The sequence below is a fragment of the Aromatoleum toluolicum genome (assembly GCF_012911005.2).
In the GTDB taxonomy this organism is placed as follows: domain Bacteria; phylum Pseudomonadota; class Gammaproteobacteria; order Burkholderiales; family Rhodocyclaceae; genus Aromatoleum; species Aromatoleum toluolicum.
This window is the reverse complement of record NZ_WTVS01000003.1, coordinates 113,445-130,780: the sequence shown is the minus strand read 5'-3', so window position 1 is coordinate 130,780 and position 17,336 is coordinate 113,445. Positions and strand designations below refer to the sequence as shown.

Below are 17,336 nucleotides of genomic sequence, written 5' to 3'. Positions count from 1 at the left end.
TGCCATGCAGGGGAGCGCAGCCTGATCCCTACTTGCGCTTCAGGTAGAACTCGAACGCCTTGTCCGCAGTTTCACCCTGCTGCAGCAGATCGTTCCCGGTCTGCCGGGCGAAGGCCTGGAAGTCCTTCACCGAACCGGGATCGGTCGCCAGCACCCGCAGCACTTGGCCGGCGCTCATCTCGGCGAGCGCCTTCTTGGCCCGCAGAATCGGCAACGGGCAGGTCAGCCCGCGCGCATCGACTTCCTTTTGAAACTCCATTACGCGTAACCCTCACTGACAGTTAGCGCAATTCTACTCCATAGCCATAACCGCGCCCGCAGCCGGTAGCGGAACTGTCGTGGCTATCATTCCGTACGGCCGTTCTTGCGTTCCTCGCGGCGGCGTTCGCGTTCCTGCTCCTTGAGTTCGCGCAGGCGCGCATCGACCGCCGACAGCTCGTAGAAATTACCGTCCCCCGCCCGGCGCGCCAGCTCCAGCTGCTCGATCGCGGCCGGAACGGCGCCGCGCAGCACATACACCTCGGCCTGTGCGCGGTGCTGGGCCGCACGGTGCCCCTGCTCGGCTTCCGAGCGTGCCAGGAGGGCCCACAGGCGCGGATCCTCCTTGCGGTTCTGCACCGCCGCCCGCGCCATTGCGCCCGCATCGCGCGCACGCCCGGCCTGGATCATCGCATCCATCAGCGCGTACCGCGCCGCCTGGCTATCGGGAAAGCGCTTCTGCGCCGCTTCGAGGATCTGCACCGCACCCGAAGCGTCGCGCTGCGCGAGCCGCAACTCCGCCGCCAGCATATCCACAAAGGACGACTGCGGGGCCTCGCGCCGCAAGGTCTCCACCTGCTTGCCGGCATCATCGAGACGACCGGCCGCGAGCAGCGCGCGCGCGTACCCGTAGCGCTGCGCGACATCGCCGCCATTCTTCGCGACCTGTGCCTCGAATTCGCGCGCGGCATCGATCGGCGGCATCGCTCCGACGCGCAGCTTCGCGCGCACGAAGCCGAAATCGGGCGAATCGGGAACCTGCCGGTAACGCAATTGCGCCACGCGGTTCCCCATGTCGGAGATCCGCTCTTGGGTCAGCGGGTGGGTGCGCAGGTAGCTCGGCGCGTTGTTCTCGTAGAAGCGGCTCGAACGCTGCAGCCGCTCGAAAAAGCTGGGCATGCCGCGTACGTCGAAGCCGGCGCCTTCGAGCGATTGCAAGCCGAGTCGGTCGGCCTCGCGTTCGAAATCGCGCGTGTAGCCGAGCTGCGCCTGCAGCGCCCCGGCCTGTCCCGCCGCGATCGCCGCCTGGCTGATCTGCGAGTCGCCGCGCGCCGCAAGCACCGCGACGAGCATCGAGGCGAGCATGACCATGCTGGTCTGGCTCTGCTTGCCGAACATCTGCGCGATGTGCCGCTGCGTCACGTGAGCGACCTCATGCCCGAGCACCGAGGCCAGTTCCGACTCGGACTCCGCCGTGACGATCAGTCCGGTGTGCACGCCGATGAAGCCGCCCGGCATCGCGAAGGCGTTCAGCGTGCCGTCGCGCACGACGAAGAACTCGAACTCCAGCTGCGGCGCGGAGCTCGCCGCGACGAGCCGCCGTCCCATCCGGTTGATGTAATCCTCGACCTCGGGGTCGTCGAGATAGCTCGCTTCGCGCCAGCGGATCTCGCGCATGATCGACTCGCCGAGCTTGCGTTCGGCAAGCGGCGAGAGTTCCGAGGCCCCCACGTCGCCGAGATCCGGCAGACCGGCCGCATTCACCGGCGGCACAAGGGCGACGCACAACAGCAGGATAAGAATTCGTCTGATCATCGGGTGCTATGATACCGGCCCACCACCAACCGTTCAGCGCGGAATGTATCGTACTGTACGACACTGCGCATACCAACCATGACCGAGCCGAAAGCCTCCGCCCTCACCCACTTCGACGCCCAGGGCCAGGCCCATATGGTGGACGTCGGCAGCAAGAGCGAAACCCGCCGCGTCGCCGTCGCCCGCGGGTCGATCAGCATGAAGCCGGAGACCTTCGCGATGGTCAAGTCCGGCAGCGCGAAAAAGGGCGACGTCCTCGGCATCGCGCGCATCGCGGCGATCCAGGGATCGAAACGCACCAGCGACCTGATCCCCCTGTGCCACCCGATCCCGCTGACCCGCGTCGCCGTCGAGTTCGAACTCGACGAAGCGAACAGCCGCATCGACTGCAACGTCACCGCGGAGACGGTCGGCCGGACCGGCGTGGAGATGGAGGCACTCACCGCCGTAAACGTCGCACTGCTCACCATCTACGACATGTGCAAAGCCGTGGACCGCGGCATGCGCATGGACGGCATCCAGCTGATGGAAAAGCTCGGCGGCAAGTCGGGACACTGGGTCGCGGGACAGTAGCCCGCAGCATCAAGCCTCAGGGCAACCGCTTCCCCGCGCGGGACAGAGGCTTGCGCCCCCAGCCGCGGAACTTGCGCGCGATCACCGTCGCACCTCTTCCCGAGAACTGATCGCAAATGAAAACGGGGCGACTTGCGCCGCCCCGTTGTGAGCTACGTACGTTACAAGAACCGCTTACTGGAACTTGTAGATGTAGCGCATGCCGATGAAATTGGCCACCTGCTTCGGCTTGATCGAAACGGTGGTACCGTCCGTGGTCGTGCCGTAGGTGAAGGGCGACCCGTCCGCAAAGCTCCAGGTCCAGTCGTCGGTCTTCCAACGTTCGTGGATCAGGTCGAGTTGGACGTCGGCGTTTTTGCGCACGGCGTAGCGTGCAAACATCGAAAGGCGAGTCAGCGTGCTTTCGATGTCGGCCAAACGCCGCCCCGTCACGCCGCCGGAGGTCGGGTACGTCGCCTGCAGGCCGCCAAGCCCGGTGAGAGTTGTATCTTCGTCATACGAGCTCTCGGTACGCGTCCATTGCACGTCCGCACCAACCTGCAGCTTCGCGCTGACAGCGCCACGCAGCCCCAATCCAACCGAGTTCCCCGTATCCTCGAGCTTCGCATCCTTCAGCATCTCGAAGATCCCGGTGTTCTGCGCCCAGCGCCCCGCGAGTTGCTTGGCGCGCGTAACATCGTGGGATGCCCAGCCGGTCACCTGCCACTTGTCGGAGACCGCATAGCGCGCATCGACGGATACCAGCGTCGCACGACCGTCCTTCAGGCCGAACGGACGACCGTCCTCCCTCGCATAGTCGTCATGCGAATCCTCGACGTTGAACTGCATGCTGAAGGCCTCGACCGGCGCCCAGTCCATCGACAGCCGAACCTTGTTACGGGTCCGATCGGAGATGTGCAGCGGGTTGATCGTGTCGAAGATCTCGGGATCATGCGGTGACACGCGCGACGAACCGTCACGGATGCTGTGCAGGAACGCGACCGAACCGTTGACCGTCTCGGACATCGAACGACGAAGTTGTACGCGATAGGTCGTCTCGTCGATCTTCTCGTTGAACGGGACAAAACGCTCGCTGACGAACTTCGGCGCAGAACGGTCCTGCTCCTTGATGTCGATGCCGCCGATCAGCTTGAAACGTTGGGGCAACAGGTACGAGGCCTCGAACTTGCCAGACTTGGTCTCGTAGGAATGCGGCGTGTTGTGCACCGTCACGACGCGCGTCGTGTTGTTGCCGACCAAACCCACCAGCGGCGTGTTGTCGTCGACGTCGTAGTAACGCAGGTTCGCATTCAGCGACAGCTTGCTGGTCGGCCGCGAACTCAGACCGAGCTCGACGAGTGACGTAACGATCTCGCCATCCAGCTTGTGCGGCGCACCGACGAAGGCGTTGTTCGGAGCGGCGAGATTGCGGCTTGGCAGGGACTCGTCCTGCGTCGCGACGCTGCGTGAAACCTTCAGCGTGCCGCGCGTCGAGGGCGTGAAGGAGTAGCCGGCGTTCAGGAAGAACTGATGCGCCTCGTTGTCGAGCGGCAGTGACAGCGGCACCGGATTGGGCGAGCTGGTCGATCCCGGCTGGGCCGCGCCGTTCACCCGCCCGAAGACCATGTCGTTCTGATTGCGGTACCAGCTGCCCGCATAGCCGCCTGCAACTTGTAGTTTTTCGCCGCTGTATTCGAGCGTCACGTCGAGTTGCTGCGTGGTGCTGTCGATCGGCTCGGCGAGGAACAGGGCCTGGCTGCCCATGCCCCAGTGACGGCTGCCGTTCTTTTCCTCGTTCTTGAAGCTGAGCTTGACGTCGACATCCTTGAGCAGGTTCTTGCTGAACCCGACATGGATGAGATCGCGGTACGTGGCCAGGTCGACATCATGGAACGGCAACGCATTGGCGCCGGCGCCGCTGATGGTCATCCGTTCGGAGCCCACTCCGCGGATCCCGGAGCGGATCTCCACCGGGCTCTCGCGCGGAATACGCGAATAGTTCACGAAGCCGCCCATGTTGCCTTGCTGCTGCACTTCGACCGAGATCTTGCGGCTCTCCAGTCCGAGACTGTCGCCCTTGAACTTGAACCAGGTGCCCGTGGCGTCGTCGCGCTTGACGACGTCGGCATCGATCAGGGCGTAACCGTGGTCATCCCGCATGCCATCGAAGACGCCCTGCTGCGGCCGATCGTTCGACCAGTAGCCGGCACCCACCGAGATGGAGCTGTCCGGCTTCGTGAGCTGCTTGATGTCATCATCCTCGGCGAAGGCCGAACCGTATGCCGCAAGCATGGCCGCCGCTACTGCAGTCAGCCTGAACGTTGTATTGAAGTTTTTCATGTCATTCTCCCTCGGCCCGATCAGCGACGGAAACGCCCGGCAGTGGCGCTGTTCACAGTGCTGTTGCCGCCATGGATGTTGGTATGGCAATTCAGGCAGCCACGTCCGACGGTGCCAAGGAGCGAGGTGCTGGTGGTCCGGTCAGTCGGCAGGCCAGCGAGCTGGCTCGGGTGGCTGTCGTGGCTGTGACATTCCTGACACAGGTACGGCGCGCGGGCCTTGAGGAGATTGGCGACGTTGGTGCCGTGCGGGTTGTGGCAGATCGCGCAGTCTTCGGCAACCGGCTGGTGGTTATGCACGAACGGGCCGCGCTTTTCCATGTGGCAGGAGTAGCAGGTCTCATTCACGCTGGGCTTGGCGAGCTGCGACGGGTTGTCGCCATGCACGTTGTGGCAGGACGAGCAGCTCATCTGGCCTTCCGGCACGGGGTGGTGCGACGGACGTGCAAATTGCGCACGCTGTTCCTTGTGGCAGTTCGAGCACACTTCGGGCTGCGACTTGGCTTCGCGAACCTTGTCGTGGCTGTCGTGGATGGAGTGACAGGATGCACAGGTCACATCACGACGGGCGTGGGTGCTGTTCTGCCAGAAGATGCGGGTGCTGCCCTGGTGGCAGTTCAGACAGGAGGCGTTCTGGGCTTCAGCAGAAGAAAGATTCTTCTTGGTGAAACCGACATCCACTGGCGGCGTCGGGCCGCTGCCGCGACCGGCTTCCTTGACGTGCTTCTCGCTCTCGCCGTGGCAATTCGTACAGCCCGGGGTACGCTTGTCGGCGACGGTGCCGTGTTTCGTCTTGCCGATGCGCAGCGCTTCGGGCGAGTCGTTCTCGTCGTGACAGGTCGTACATTTTGCATCGCCCGTGAGGACGATGTCCTTGGGCACTTCCTTCTCGGCAGCGGTCGCAGTCAGCGCCGGGAACAGGCTCCCGGCGAGGACCGCGAATGCGCACAGGCGCAACGCTTTTCCTAGCGATTTCATATAAACCCCCTGATTTGCTGATGAGTGGCGCGCACCACGGCGATGCGCGCCGGATCTCTTGCCGCCTTACTGAGCGCGGATCCAGTCGATGAGATTCTTGATCTCGGCCTTGTCGGTGGTGTCGATCACCTTGTGCGTTTCTTCGGTGCCGTCCTCGAGCTTCACCTTATGTTCCTTGGTGATCTGCTCGATCATCTTCTGCTCGGCGTCTGCCTTGTCCTTGTACTTCGCCGAGATCTTCTTGTAGGACGGGCCTTTCTTGGTCTTGTCGACCGCATGGCACTTGAAACAGTCGTTGCGCTTGGCGGTGGCCTTGGCAGCGTCGGCGTCCACAGCCATTGCAGCCGGGGTCGCGAGGGCTGCCGTCAATCCGACCAGGATCATGCTCGCAAGAATTCGTGCCTTCACGCTGATTCTCCTTTCAATATATACGCATCCAAACGCCCGCGGGAGCTGAACGGACTCCCTCCAGACATTTTGCTGGTGGAATATACCCCCAAATTTTCGAAGGGTGTTCGACACGATCGTACAAAAGGACACAATTGCCTCGTTACAACACAAGGCCTTGACACGATGGCGCATATTTATTCAAGATTCTTATTTGCGCATGCACCGGTTCATTACTGGTGGCTAATTAAATGTATATGCAGCAAATCTTAATTAGTAATTTGTAATGCGGAAGGGCCGGTGTCACCTCCCGGCCAGCCGGTGAACCGGCGACGGTCGTCACTGCGGGAAGCAAGAGCGATCGGTGGACGACACCTTGCTTTCCGACAACATCCATGCGGAAGGTCTCGACGTCGTGGGGAGCGCAGCGGCAACGCCGCCGCGTCTATTCGAGGACTTGCAGACCCGAACTCAGGACGAGGGATTGCCCGGACACGCGGTCGCGGACAGTTGCGATCACCTTGTAGCGGCCGATACGGTCGTGCGGATCGAAGCTGACCTGCATGCTACCGTTGCCGAGATGGAGACGCCCCGGCACGGACTCGGCGGACCACAGGGACGTCGAGCCCCCGGGGATGCGCCCTCCGTCCGGCGCCTGGAGTGCGAGGTCGGCGACGACATCGCATCGTCCGGAAGCATCCCTCGCACATCCCTGGAAGACGAGCATGGCGGTGACGGACGACCCGCGCCGGACGGTTGCCGTGGCGGGGAGCCGCAGGGGCGTATTCGACACGCGCCACACCTTCAGGAAGTGCGTCTCGTCGGGGGTGAGGACGAGCTGGGCGCCGAAGTGCTCGGCGCCATGTGGATCGCTGCGGACAGCGCGATCGAGATGCTCGCCGGCGACCAACGCGCCGTGCGCGAGGAGCGGAAGACTTGCGGCCAAGGCCGCGGCGCAACGTCTCATGTTGGCAGCCCGAAATGATGGAGACGGAGCGCGAAATCTGCGCGGGCTGCGGATGCTGCGGGCTGGGGATTCCGCAGTGGAGCCAGGCCGGAGCGCGCTCGTGGCGCAATTATCACTCCCGCATCGAGCGGATCGGGCTGTTCTTACAACTGCACACAAGTAGGGGAATGTTGCGGGTGAACTTCCCCAAAAGTGGACCGATAGACGGGAATGTGCCCCGGTCACGAGCCCCGCGGATGTGCGGTTCCGCGCCGGAACAACGGTGATTTACAGCTTCTGGTGGGCGCCGTCGCACATCACGCCGTTGCCCGACTGCTTACAGCCGCAGAAGTAGGCGGTCTTGGTGTCCTCGGCCTTGTACTCGACCGGGGTGAAGCTGCTTCCCTGGTGGGAACCGTCGCAGAACGGTTGCTTGGCGCTCTTGCCACAGGAACACCACCAGTAGCTCTTGCCGGCCTCGATGTCGACTGCGTAGGGGGATTTCTGGGCGATATTTGCGGATTCGTTCGACATGCATCAACTCCTAATGCGGCGGATAAAAAACCACCCCGAAATTCCGGGGTGGTGAAAGTGATCCCCAGGGGGCGGGATCAATGGAGACGGAACTGCCGGATTACTGCTTGACCGCTTCGACAGCGATCTCGAGCGTGACGTCGTCGCCAACGTGGGGGGCGAACTTGCCGGCACCGAAATCGGAACGCTTGACCACGGCCGCGGCGTTCGCGCCGCAGGCTTCCTTCTTGAGCATCGGGTGCTCCATGCAGTGGAAGGAGGTGACTTCGAGCTTCACCGGCTTGGTGACGCCCTTGATGGTCAGGTTGCCGTCGACCGAGGCGAGTTTGTCGCCGTTGAAGTTCAGCTTCGTCGACTTGAAGGTGATCGTCGGGTACTTCTCGGTGTGGAAGAAGTCCTCGCCCTGGATGTGGCCGTTGAACATCTCAAAGCCGGTATCCACCGACTTGGCGTCGATCGCGACGTCGACCGAGCCGGCTTTCGCGGCGCGGTCGAGCTTGATCGTGCCGGTGGTCTTGTTGAAGCGGCTTTCCTGCTTCGAATAGCCGAAGTGGCTGTAGGCGAAGCGCGCGAAAGTGTGCGAGCCGTCGATATCGAAGGTCTCGGGGGCGGCCACGGCGGGGGCGGCGACGGAGGCGGCGAGGATGGACGCGAGTGCGAGGCGCTTGAGTTGCTTCATCATGAAACTCCTGGGTTCGGGAATGATTCGAAACGGTTCGAAAAGACGATGGTTCGGGACTATTTCGCAGCGCGGCGTTCGGCTTCGACGTGGAAGCTGACCTTGACCTCGTCGGCAACGATCGAGGTGTCGGACCAGGTGCCGTCGCCGATGGCGAACTCCAGGCGATTGAGGGTGAAACCACCGTCGAACGCAGCGGTGTTGCCGTTCTGCGTGACGGTTACCGGAGTCGTCACGTCGCGGGTCTTGCCCTTGATCGTGAGCTTGCCGGTCATTTCATAACGGTCGCCGCCGAGAGGCTTCACGGACGACGAGACGAAGGTCGCGGTGGGGAAGGTCTTGAGGTCGAACCAGGGCTTGCCGACCACTTCACTGTTCGCGTCGGCGGAGCCGGCGTCGATGCTGCCGAGGTCGAGGTCGAGGCGAACGGTCGTTTTCGCGGGCGCGGCCGGATCGAAGACGAGATTGACATTGGCCTTCTTGAAGTGGCCCTTGACCGGCACGTTCATCTGCTTGAAGACAAAATCGATACGGTTCTTGGCCGGTAGCACCTGGTCGAACGAGCCTGCTGGTTGCGCCGCATATGCTCCCGCGCCGGCCAGCGGCAGAATCAGGGACACGAGGGCGGCGGCAAGAAGTCGTTTGCTGTTCATGAGGTGTATTCCTTTGACTATCCGGTTCAGCGTTTGAGCAGGGGCACCATCCGCACCAGCGTTTCGTCGCGGTCGATGATGTGGTGTTTGAGTGCGGCGGCGATATGCAGGCCCACGAGGATCAGCAGACCGGACGTGAGGAGCTCGTGAGCAGACTTGAGCAGGTCGCCGAGCGCTTCGTCCTTGCCGACGAGATCGGGCAGCGGAACGAGGCCCAGATAGACGACGGGGAAGCCCTTGGCCGAGCTCATCATCCAGCCGGAGAGCGGCACGCCGATGATCAGCGCGTAGAGCACGACGTGGGTGATCGACGCCACTGCGCGCTGCCAGCCGGGCATGGTGTCGACCGGCGCGGGCACCGGCCGCGTCAGGCGCACGATCAGGCGGGGAATGAACAGCAGCAGCACCGTGAAGCCGATCCACTTGTGCCAGGAGATGAGCTGCAGCTTGCGCGGCGACAGGGACAGATCGGTCATGTAGTAGCCGAGCGGCAAGGCGACGAGCACGAGGATCGCGATCATCCAGTGAACGATTACCGCCGGTTTCGAATATTGGCCCGGAGCATTCATCGCGTTTCCCCCTGTTCCTGTTGTTTTCGTTTCAGCACTCAGACCGCGCGGAAAAATTCCGCGATGAGGCAGTCGATCGACTTGGGCGGGTGACCGACCAGCGCAGCAAAATCGTTGGTGGTGCGCGCCAGACGGCCCGCAGCGACGGCGGTGAACATGTTGGCCATGGCGCGGGCGAGCCAGGCGGGCGTGCCGACACCCTCGAGCACGCCGGCGTAGGCGTCCTCGCCGACCGATTCGTAGCGCAGCGTCTTCCCGGTTGCGGTGCCCACGCGTGCGGCGAGGTCGTGATAGTCGTGGGCGGTCTGGCCCGTGAGTTCGTAGATGCACTTTTCGAGCCGCGGCGCGACCGTTGCGGCGGCAATGGCCGCGGCAAGCTCGTTGCGCGACAGGTAGCTGACCCTGCCCACCCCCGCCGGCAGCTGAAGCAGGCCGCAATTCAGTGCGCCGGCGAAAGTCATCGGCAGGAAGTCGGCGTACATGCCGTTGCGCAGGATGGTGTGACCGACGCCGGATGCGACGAGCGCTGCCTCGCTGTCGGCATGAACCTGTGCGAACTCGGACGGCGACGCGGCGTCGGCGTCGAGGAAGCTGGTGTAGAGGATGTGTTCGACGCCGGCGGCTCGTGCGGCTTCGATCGCGTTGCGGTGCTGCGCGATGCGTTGGGCCTTGGGGCCGTCGGTCGACACGATCACCAGGCGCGATGCGCCGGCGAACGTCGCACGCAGGGCTTCGGGTTGGTCGAAGTTGCCACGGCGCACTTCGATGCCGCGCGCCGCAAGCGCCCCGGCCCGCTCGGGGTCGCGGACGCTGACGGCAAGCCGGCCGGCACCCGCGCCGGGAAGTCGCACGGCGAGCTGCTGCACGATCTGCAGGCCCAACTGCCCTGTTGCTCCGGTTACGAGAATCATGTGGTCGTCCTTGGCGGTGCGTCGTTAGCGTATGGGCGCACTTTATGGGATTGATTGGTTCTAAAATAGCGGAACCAAGCAAACTCTTTGTTGCGACAAGGACAACAATGGATCGCCTGCAGGCAATGGAAGTGTTTGTTCGCGTTGCGGAAGCGGGAAGCTTTACCGCGGTGGCGGACCGGCTGAATGTCGCCCGCTCGGCGATCACGCGGCAGATCGCTGCGCTCGAGGCACACCTGGGCACGAAGCTGCTCGCGCGCAGCACGCGCAGGCTGAGCCTGACCTCATCCGGTTCGGCCTACCTGGAGAAGTGCCGCGAAATCCTGGCGATGGTCGAGGCGGCAGAGGGCGACCTGGCGGGTGAGAAGCAGGCGCCGCGCGGCCAGATCCGCGCCAGCGTGCCGATGAGCTTTGGTGTGCGCCACCTGATGCCGCTCGTTGCGGACTTCATCACGACCTACCCGGAAGTCAGCGTGGACGTCGAGTTCAGCGACCGGCGCGTGAATCTGATCGAGGAAGGGATGGATTTCGCCGTGCGCATTTCGGAGCAGATCGATCCGTCGCTGGTGATCCGCCGCCTGAGCTGCAGCTCGCTGACGGTGGTCGCCTCGCCGGATTATCTGGACCGCCACGGGCGACCGCAGCATCCCGACGAGCTGCTGCAGCACCACTGCCTGACCTACACGCTGGGCTCGAGCCTCGGCTGGAGCTTCAGCGTGAACGGGGAGCAGTATTCGGTGCCGATCAAGGGGCGATTCCGCGCCAATAACGGGGATGCCCTGCTCGACGCGGCGATCCGCGGGCTGGGGATCGTGCGCGAGCCGACCTTCCTGACTTCGCAGGCGGTCCACGCCGGGCTGCTGGAGGTGCTGCTGCCGGAGTACTCGGCCACCGAGCTGCACATCTACGCGGTGTTTCCCGGCACGCGCTATGTGCCGCACCGGGTGCGCACGCTGGTCGACTATCTGGCGGAGCGCATCGGGCCGGTCCCATACTGGGACTGAACGGCTCAGAAGTTCATCCGCCACGGCAGCTCGCCCTGGATGAACAGGCGGGCTTCGTCGGATGCAGGACGGGCGAAGAAGCGCTGCACCGGGGCGTGTTCGCGCACCCGTCCGGCGCTCATGAAGACGACGTCGTCGCCGAGGCGGGTGGCCTGCCCGAGATTGTGCGTGGTCATGAGGATGCGGGTGCCGTCGGTACGGATCTCGCGGACGATGCGTTCGACTTCGGCCGTCGCGGAGGGGTCGAGGCTGGCGGTGGGTTCGTCCAGCAGCAGCAGGCGCGGCGCGGTCACCCAGGCGCGGGCCAGCGCGAGGCGCTGCTGCTCGCCGCCGGACAGCAGTCTGGCGCTCTCGGACGCGCGTGCGAGCAGGCCGACGCGATCGAGCACGCGGGCGGCGCGGTGGCGGCGCTCGATGCGCGGTACGCCGTGGGGCTTGAGCGCAAGGGCGACGTTTTCCAGCACCGAGGCGCGCAGCATCATCGGATGCTGGAACACCATCATCACGCCGAGATGGGGGCGCGCGCCGCCGCCCCAGTCGATCCGCCCGCCGGTCGGTTCGAGCAGGCCGCAGATCGTGCGCAGCAGCACGCTCTTGCCCGCGCCGTTGGGGCCGAGCACGAGCGTGATGCCCTCGCCGCCCAGCTCGAGCTCGACGCCGTCGAGGACCTTGCGGCCGTTGGGCTGGAAGCGGACGTCATGCAGGCGCAGCGGGAACATGCTCAGCCGTACCTGCGCATCGCCCACGCCCGCATCGCGAATGCGGCGGCGTTGAGGACCAGGATGACCGCGACGAGCACGATGCCCAACGCGATCGCGAGCGGCAGGTCGCCCTTGCTGGTTTCCAGCGCGATCGCGGTGGTCATGACGCGCGTCGCATGGTCGATGTTGCCGCCGACGATCATCACCGCGCCGACTTCGCTCATGGCGCGTCCGAGTCCGGCGAGGACGGCAACGAGCAGGGAATGGCGGCAGTCATACAGCAGCGTCGTGACGCTTTGCAGCCATGTGAAACGCATCGCCCTGAACTCCTCGGCATAGCGCTGCCAGGTATCCTCGATGATCTGGCGGGCGATGGCGGCCATCAGGGGGACGACCAGCAGGGTCTGCGCGGCGACCATCGCAGCGGGCGTGTAGAGCATTCCCAGCCCGCCGAGCGGGCCGGAGCGCGACAGGATCAGATAGACGACCACGCCGACAACGACGGAAGGTGCGCCCATCAGCCCGTTGATGACCACCAGCGCCGCACTCCGCCCGGGGAAGCGGCCTACGGCGAGACAGGCACCGAGGGGCAGACCGATGAGGGTGCCGAGGATCACGGCCGAAACGCTGACCTGCAGCGACAGGCTTACAATTTCGACCGCGCGGTGATCGAAGGTGGCGAGGAGAGCGAAGGCATCGGCGAAGGTCGCGGCAAGTCCGTACATTCGGCGGAGCATAGCGCAAGCGCCGCGCTTCGGCAGCCCTGCGCCGCATGCGGCTCGGGAACCGCCTCATCCGCGGCCTCATCAGCCAGGTCAACCTCCGCCTCGCTGCATCGCGCGATCGAGCAGAACGAGCAAGGCCCTGCGGTCGGATTCGGTTCCGCCGGAGAATTCGTAACGCACGCCGAGCGTCTGCAATTGAAGCAGGCCTAGCCGACGCGCGCCGCGCGCGGCAAGATGGATGTCGAGCCGGGTCGGCCCGGCGCACAGACGGAAATGATCGGGTCCGACGGCTTCCACCGTGCAGGGCGACGCCTTGCGCAGATCGCGCTCGAATTCGGCTGGCGAGGCGGTCACGTCACGCTCAAAGCGCTCCGGCACGGGGCCGCTGACAAACGCCAACGAGCGCTCTCCTGTCATGTGTGGCATGCGGTGCTCACTCTGCGGGTTCCCTCCAGCCGCGGTCGCGTGGCTGCGGTCCTCGCGGAGCCGGAACAGGAAGGCGCAGAATTCAGCCGCCGGCGATGGGCGGCCAGATGGCCAGTTCGTCGCCGTCCGCGAGCCGCCGCGAGGCGCGCTGCGCGGGCGGGACGAAGTGGCCATTGACGAGCACGAGATGCGCGCTGCGCTCGGGAACATTGAAGCGCATGATCAGCTCGGCGATGGTCGTCCCCTCGCCGACTTCCAGTTCGATGCGGTTGCCCTTGCGGTCGGACGGGAGGTGGTCGGTGAGCGAGGCGAAAAGCTTGAAGCCGATCTTCATGGGCGCATCCACTCCGGCATCAGCGCGCGAGCGCCATGGGTTGCTGCGAGCGGGCGACGTACGCTTCGACGAACTGCAGCGGGTTGGCGAGCAGCCGTTCCTTCCATGCCCCGAGCTTCACCTGCCCGTGGATCAGACCGCGCAGCGCGCCGACGTGCTGGGTGAGACCGATGGAGGTTGCGCCGATCATCACGTCGTCCTTGAACTGCAGGCTGAGGTAGCGGAAGCGTTTCTCGTCGACGTGTTCGACCCCTGCTCCGCCGGTTTCGCTCCCCTCGCCCCACCACTGGCCGAAGGACGCCGAGATCAGCCCCAGCGTGTCGAGCACGTTGATCGCAAGCACGCCGTTGAGCTTCGTGTGGCGCCCCGCCATGTTGAGCGCGGCCACACGGGCCTGGTCGGCGGCATTGGGCTGGATTGCGGCAACGAGGTGGGCACCGGTGAAGAGGTCGGGCGCCTCGGCGACGTCGCCGGCGGCGAAGATGCCCGGGACGCTGGTTTCGAGCTTGTCGTCGACGAGCACGCCCTTGGCGACATGGACGGGGGTGGAATCGAGGAAGGCGACGTTGGGCGCGACGCCGGCCGCGACGATGACGAGGTCGCAGGGCAGCACTTCGCCGGTCGACAGGGTCACATCGATGCTGCCTGCCGCCGCCCCGCGGTCGATGCGCTGCACGCCGGCGTTGGTGACGACGCGGACCCCCTTGTGCTCGACCCAGCTCTTGATCATGCCGCCGGCCTTGGGTGTCATCATGCGCGGCACCATGCGGTCGCCCATCTCGACGACGGTGAGCTTCACGCCGCGGGCGGCGAGCGCCTGCATGATGATGCAGCCGATGAAGCCGGCGCCGAGTTGCAGCACGCGCGATCCGGGCTTCGCCAGACTGGCGATCGCGCGGGCGTCGTCCAGCGTCCAGCAGGTCTGCACTTCAGGCAGGTCGACGCCGGGGATCGGCGGACGCACCGGATGCGAGCCGGTCGCGACCAGCAGGCGGTCGTAGTCCTCGAAGTGGCCGTCGTGGAACAGGATGCGGCGCTTGTCGGTATCCAGCGACACGGCGCGAGCGCGCAGTTCGCCGATGTTCAGCCTGCGGAAATGGTCGGGCGCCTTGCGCAGGTAAGTGCCCGTTTCGTCGATGTTCTCTTCCAGCAGGTAGGGAATGGCCATGCGCGAGTACGGCGGGGCGTCCTCGCTGCCGACCATCAGGATCTCGTCGGCGGGCGCGGCGCGGCGCAGCGTTTCGGCCGCTACGACGCCGGCGGGTCCGTTGCCGAGTATCACGTGTTTCATGGGTTCGTCCTCGTTTGGGCGATGAGGCACCCTTCCCGGCAGCGGGCCGCCGGGAAGGGCTCACACGCTCGACAGGCGAGCGTCAGGCGATGCTCAGAGTCCGAGTCGCGCCAGAGTTTCCGCGGTCGGCACGCCGTCGGGCGTCCAGCCGCGCACCTTGTAGTACTCGGGCAGCATCTTGTCGAGGCCGTTGACGAGTCCCTTCGCCGGGCCGGTCTTGGCCGGTTCCGTCAACAGGCGCGGCGGCAGATTGTCGTCCTTGGCGGTGAAGCCGGCCGCGTTGTTGAACTGGCGCTCGAGGTTCCAGATGCGCTCGCCGACCGCGTTGAGCTTCTCCATCGTCCATTCCTCGCCGCAGGCCGCCGCGAGTTGCGGCTGCACGTCGGCGAGCGTCCACGCGAAGGACGTGAACACGCAGATGCCGGCCGCGTCGAACACCGCGGTGGCGTCCTGGAAGGCCTTCACGAGTTCGGCCTTGCCTTCGGTGACGAGCGGGTCCGTCTTGACCGGGATGCCCAGCACTTCGGAGGCGACGGTGTAGCCGCGCAGGTGGCACGCGCCGCGGTTGGACGTCGCGTACGCGAGGCCCATGCCCTGGATGCCGCGCGAGTCGTAGGCAGGGAATTCCTGCTTCTTGACGCTCATCGACAGCTCGGGGTGGCCGTACTTCGCGCACATGCGCGCGGAGCCCTGACCGATCTCCTTGCCGAAACCTTCGCCATTGGCGGTCATCTCGGCGAGTTTCGCCAGCGCCTCAGCGGAACCGAAGGGCGTGTCGATGCCCATCTCTTCCTTCTTCAGCACACCCATCTCATAGAGCTCCATCGCCGCGCCGACGGTGGCGCCGAAGGAGATCGGGTCCATGCCCTGCTCGTTGCACAGCATGTTGGCGTACTGCAGCGCCTCGAGGTCGCCGACGCCGTTGGCCGCACCGAGCGCCCACGCCGCTTCGTATTCCAGGCCGCCCGACGCACCCCAGTACTGCGGGCTGTTCTTGACGGTGAAATGGTTCTTGTCGAGCTGCGAGATGCGCCCGCAGGCGATGGTGCAGCCGAAGCACGCGGCGTTGGTGACGAGGTGCGACTTGCCGTCGCTCGGGCGCTTCTCGTGCATCGCCTCGGCGGAAATCTTGGAGGCGTCCTCGAACTGCACGTCGCGGTGGTTGCGCGTGGGCAGTGCGCCGATCTCGTTGATGACGTTCATCAGCACCTGGGTGCCGAACTTCGGCAGGCCCTGGCCGGTGACGGCATTGTCGGCGAGCACCTTCTTCGCGTCCGCCGTGGCCTTGAGAAAGGCCGGGAAGTCCTTGATGCCCGCAACGCCCTTGGTGCCGCGGATCGCGACCGCCTTGAGGTTCTTCGAGCCCATCACGGCGCCCACGCCCGATCGGCCGGCCGCGCGGTGCAGGTCATTGATGACGACCGCGAACAGCACCTGGTTCTCGCCCGCCTTGCCGATCGAGGAGACGCGGATCAGCGGGTCCTGGTGATCGGCCTTGATCTGCTCCTCGGTGTGCCAGCAGCTGGTGCCCCACAGGTGCGAGGCGTCGCGCAGTTCCGCCTTGTCGTTCTCGATGAAGAGGTAGACGGGCTTGGGCGACCGGCCTTCGAAGATGATCATGTCCCAACCGGCGAACTTCAGCTCGGCGCCGAAGAAACCGCCCGAGTTGGAACAGGCGATCGCGCCGGTGAGCGGCCCCTTGCAGCTCACGGTATAGCGGCCGCCGGTGGAGGCCATCGTGCCGGTGAGCGGGCCGGTCGCCATGATCAGTTTGTTGTCGGGCGACAGCGGATCGACCTTGGGATCGATCTCGGAGACCAGATACTTGGCCGAGAGGCCGCGCGACCCGAGGTATTCGTTGGCCCACTCCATGTTGAGGGGCTCTTCCTTGCACGTGCCCTGGGTGAGGTTCACCCGCAGCAGCTTGCGATTCCATGCCATGGTATTCCTCTCCTCTCAGGCCGCCGATGCGGGGGTGTTGGCCTTGGCAGCCCAGGCCTGCATGCGGCCGAGTCCGGTCCAGTTGGCGTCGATGTAGGTGATCGCGCCGGTCGGGCAGGCTTTCGCGCATGCGGGATCGCCCTCGCACAGGTCGCATTTCTGGACCTTGCCGGTGACCTGGTTGTAATTCACCGTGCCGAACGGACAGGCGATCGTACATACCTTGCAGCCGACACAGGTGTCCTCGAACACCATCTTGGCGCCGGTCGTCAGGTCGAGCCGGATCGCATCGACCGGACAGGAATGCATGCACCACGCGTCCGTGCACTGGGTACAGGTGTACGGCACCTTGCGCCCTTCGTGCTCGAAGTTGAAGACCTTGATCAGCGAGTTGCTGGGATTGATGACCCCGGTGTGCTCATACGAGCAGGCCATTTCGCACTGCAGGCAGCCGGTGCACTTCGCGGGGTCAATGTGAAGGGATTTCCACATCGATGTACTCCTCCGTCGTTTGTTTCGCTTCGGGACAACGTGTCGCAGATTGCAAATATCATGCCACAAACCATGCCGCA

Annotated in this window: 20 protein-coding genes; 2 read left to right on the top strand and 18 right to left on the bottom strand. The window is 64.9% G+C overall.

Annotated elements, in window-relative coordinates:
* Nucleotides 1-28: 28 nt before the first annotated feature.
* Both GPA27_RS02650 and GPA27_RS02645 read right to left on the bottom strand, forming a co-directional pair.
* Complete coding sequence (locus GPA27_RS02650) at nt 29-259, bottom strand: sulfurtransferase TusA family protein (protein ID WP_018990453.1); 231 nt, start codon at nt 257-259, stop codon at nt 29-31.
* Nucleotides 260-345: 86 nt separating this feature from the next.
* Nucleotides 346-1,794, bottom strand: a complete 1,449-nt coding sequence (locus GPA27_RS02645; RefSeq protein WP_169137537.1) for a beta-barrel assembly-enhancing protease — start codon at nt 1,792-1,794, stop codon at nt 346-348.
* A gap of 78 nt (nt 1,795-1,872) precedes the next feature.
* Here GPA27_RS02645 and moaC point away from each other — a divergent pair, with 78 nt between their 5' ends.
* On the top strand, nt 1,873-2,367 hold the full coding sequence (gene moaC / locus GPA27_RS02640; RefSeq protein WP_169137535.1) for a cyclic pyranopterin monophosphate synthase MoaC: 495 nt from the start codon (nt 1,873-1,875) through the stop codon (nt 2,365-2,367).
* Nucleotides 2,368-2,541: 174 nt separating this feature from the next.
* Here the strand turns inward: moaC and GPA27_RS02635 are convergent, their stop codons facing one another.
* The 9 genes from GPA27_RS02635 to GPA27_RS02595 all read right to left on the bottom strand — a co-directional run bounded on the left by GPA27_RS02635 (nt 2,542) and on the right by GPA27_RS02595 (nt 10,342).
* The gene (locus GPA27_RS02635; protein ID WP_169137533.1) at nt 2,542-4,686 is read right to left on the bottom strand and encodes an MtrB/PioB family decaheme-associated outer membrane protein; all 2,145 of its coding nucleotides are present in this window, start codon (nt 4,684-4,686) and stop codon (nt 2,542-2,544) included.
* A gap of 20 nt (nt 4,687-4,706) precedes the next feature.
* On the bottom strand, nt 4,707-5,663 hold the full coding sequence (locus tag GPA27_RS02630; protein ID WP_169137531.1) for a DmsE family decaheme c-type cytochrome: 957 nt from the start codon (nt 5,661-5,663) through the stop codon (nt 4,707-4,709).
* A gap of 66 nt (nt 5,664-5,729) precedes the next feature.
* Nucleotides 5,730-6,071, bottom strand: coding sequence for a c-type cytochrome (locus tag GPA27_RS02625; protein ID WP_256222750.1), 342 nt, complete (start codon nt 6,069-6,071; stop codon nt 5,730-5,732).
* A 424-nt stretch (nt 6,072-6,495) separates the two neighbouring features.
* Nucleotides 6,496-7,017 carry a hypothetical protein gene (locus tag GPA27_RS02620; protein WP_169137529.1) on the bottom strand — a complete coding sequence of 174 codons (522 nt, stop codon included), beginning with the start codon at nt 7,015-7,017 and terminating at the stop codon, nt 6,496-6,498.
* A gap of 267 nt (nt 7,018-7,284) precedes the next feature.
* A complete protein-coding gene (locus GPA27_RS02615) occupies nt 7,285-7,530 on the bottom strand; it encodes a CDGSH iron-sulfur domain-containing protein (protein WP_169137527.1) in 246 nt (81 codons plus the stop codon).
* A 100-nt stretch (nt 7,531-7,630) separates the two neighbouring features.
* Entirely contained in the window at nt 7,631-8,209 is a 579-nt protein-coding gene (locus GPA27_RS02610; RefSeq protein ID WP_169137619.1) for a YceI family protein, read from the bottom strand.
* A 59-nt stretch (nt 8,210-8,268) separates the two neighbouring features.
* Entirely contained in the window at nt 8,269-8,862 is a 594-nt protein-coding gene (locus GPA27_RS02605; protein ID WP_169137525.1) for a YceI family protein, read from the bottom strand.
* Between the two features lie 26 nt (nt 8,863-8,888).
* Entirely contained in the window at nt 8,889-9,431 is a 543-nt protein-coding gene (locus tag GPA27_RS02600) for a cytochrome b (RefSeq protein WP_169137523.1), read from the bottom strand.
* Nucleotides 9,432-9,469: 38 nt separating this feature from the next.
* A complete protein-coding gene (locus tag GPA27_RS02595; protein WP_169137521.1) occupies nt 9,470-10,342 on the bottom strand; it encodes an SDR family oxidoreductase in 873 nt (290 codons plus the stop codon).
* A 107-nt stretch (nt 10,343-10,449) separates the two neighbouring features.
* On the opposite strand from GPA27_RS02595, the gene GPA27_RS02590 reads away from it, so the two are divergent.
* The gene (locus tag GPA27_RS02590; protein WP_169137519.1) at nt 10,450-11,346 is read left to right on the top strand and encodes a LysR family transcriptional regulator; all 897 of its coding nucleotides are present in this window, start codon (nt 10,450-10,452) and stop codon (nt 11,344-11,346) included.
* 5 nt (nt 11,347-11,351) lie between these two features.
* Here the strand turns inward: GPA27_RS02590 and GPA27_RS02585 are convergent, their stop codons facing one another.
* The 7 genes from GPA27_RS02585 to GPA27_RS02555 form a co-directional block, all read right to left on the bottom strand.
* Nucleotides 11,352-12,065, bottom strand: a complete 714-nt coding sequence (locus GPA27_RS02585) for an ABC transporter ATP-binding protein (protein ID WP_211164798.1) — start codon at nt 12,063-12,065, stop codon at nt 11,352-11,354.
* 2 nt (nt 12,066-12,067) lie between these two features.
* A complete protein-coding gene (locus GPA27_RS02580; protein ID WP_169137615.1) occupies nt 12,068-12,772 on the bottom strand; it encodes an ABC transporter permease in 705 nt (234 codons plus the stop codon).
* A 90-nt stretch (nt 12,773-12,862) separates the two neighbouring features.
* Nucleotides 12,863-13,171 carry a hypothetical protein gene (locus GPA27_RS02575; protein ID WP_169137517.1) on the bottom strand — a complete coding sequence of 103 codons (309 nt, stop codon included), beginning with the start codon at nt 13,169-13,171 and terminating at the stop codon, nt 12,863-12,865.
* A gap of 109 nt (nt 13,172-13,280) precedes the next feature.
* Nucleotides 13,281-13,532 carry a sulfur carrier protein ThiS gene (gene thiS, locus GPA27_RS02570; RefSeq protein WP_169137515.1) on the bottom strand — a complete coding sequence of 84 codons (252 nt, stop codon included), beginning with the start codon at nt 13,530-13,532 and terminating at the stop codon, nt 13,281-13,283.
* Between the two features lie 19 nt (nt 13,533-13,551).
* The gene (locus GPA27_RS02565) at nt 13,552-14,823 is read right to left on the bottom strand and encodes an NAD(P)/FAD-dependent oxidoreductase (RefSeq protein ID WP_169137513.1); all 1,272 of its coding nucleotides are present in this window, start codon (nt 14,821-14,823) and stop codon (nt 13,552-13,554) included.
* 93 nt (nt 14,824-14,916) lie between these two features.
* Nucleotides 14,917-16,764 (bottom strand): aldehyde ferredoxin oxidoreductase family protein, encoded by a 1,848-nt coding sequence (locus tag GPA27_RS02560; RefSeq protein ID WP_169137511.1) that lies wholly within the window; start codon nt 16,762-16,764, stop codon nt 14,917-14,919.
* Between the two features lie 15 nt (nt 16,765-16,779).
* Nucleotides 16,780-17,256, bottom strand: coding sequence for a 4Fe-4S dicluster domain-containing protein (locus GPA27_RS02555; protein ID WP_169137509.1), 477 nt, complete (start codon nt 17,254-17,256; stop codon nt 16,780-16,782).
* Nucleotides 17,257-17,336 lie beyond the last annotated feature (80 nt).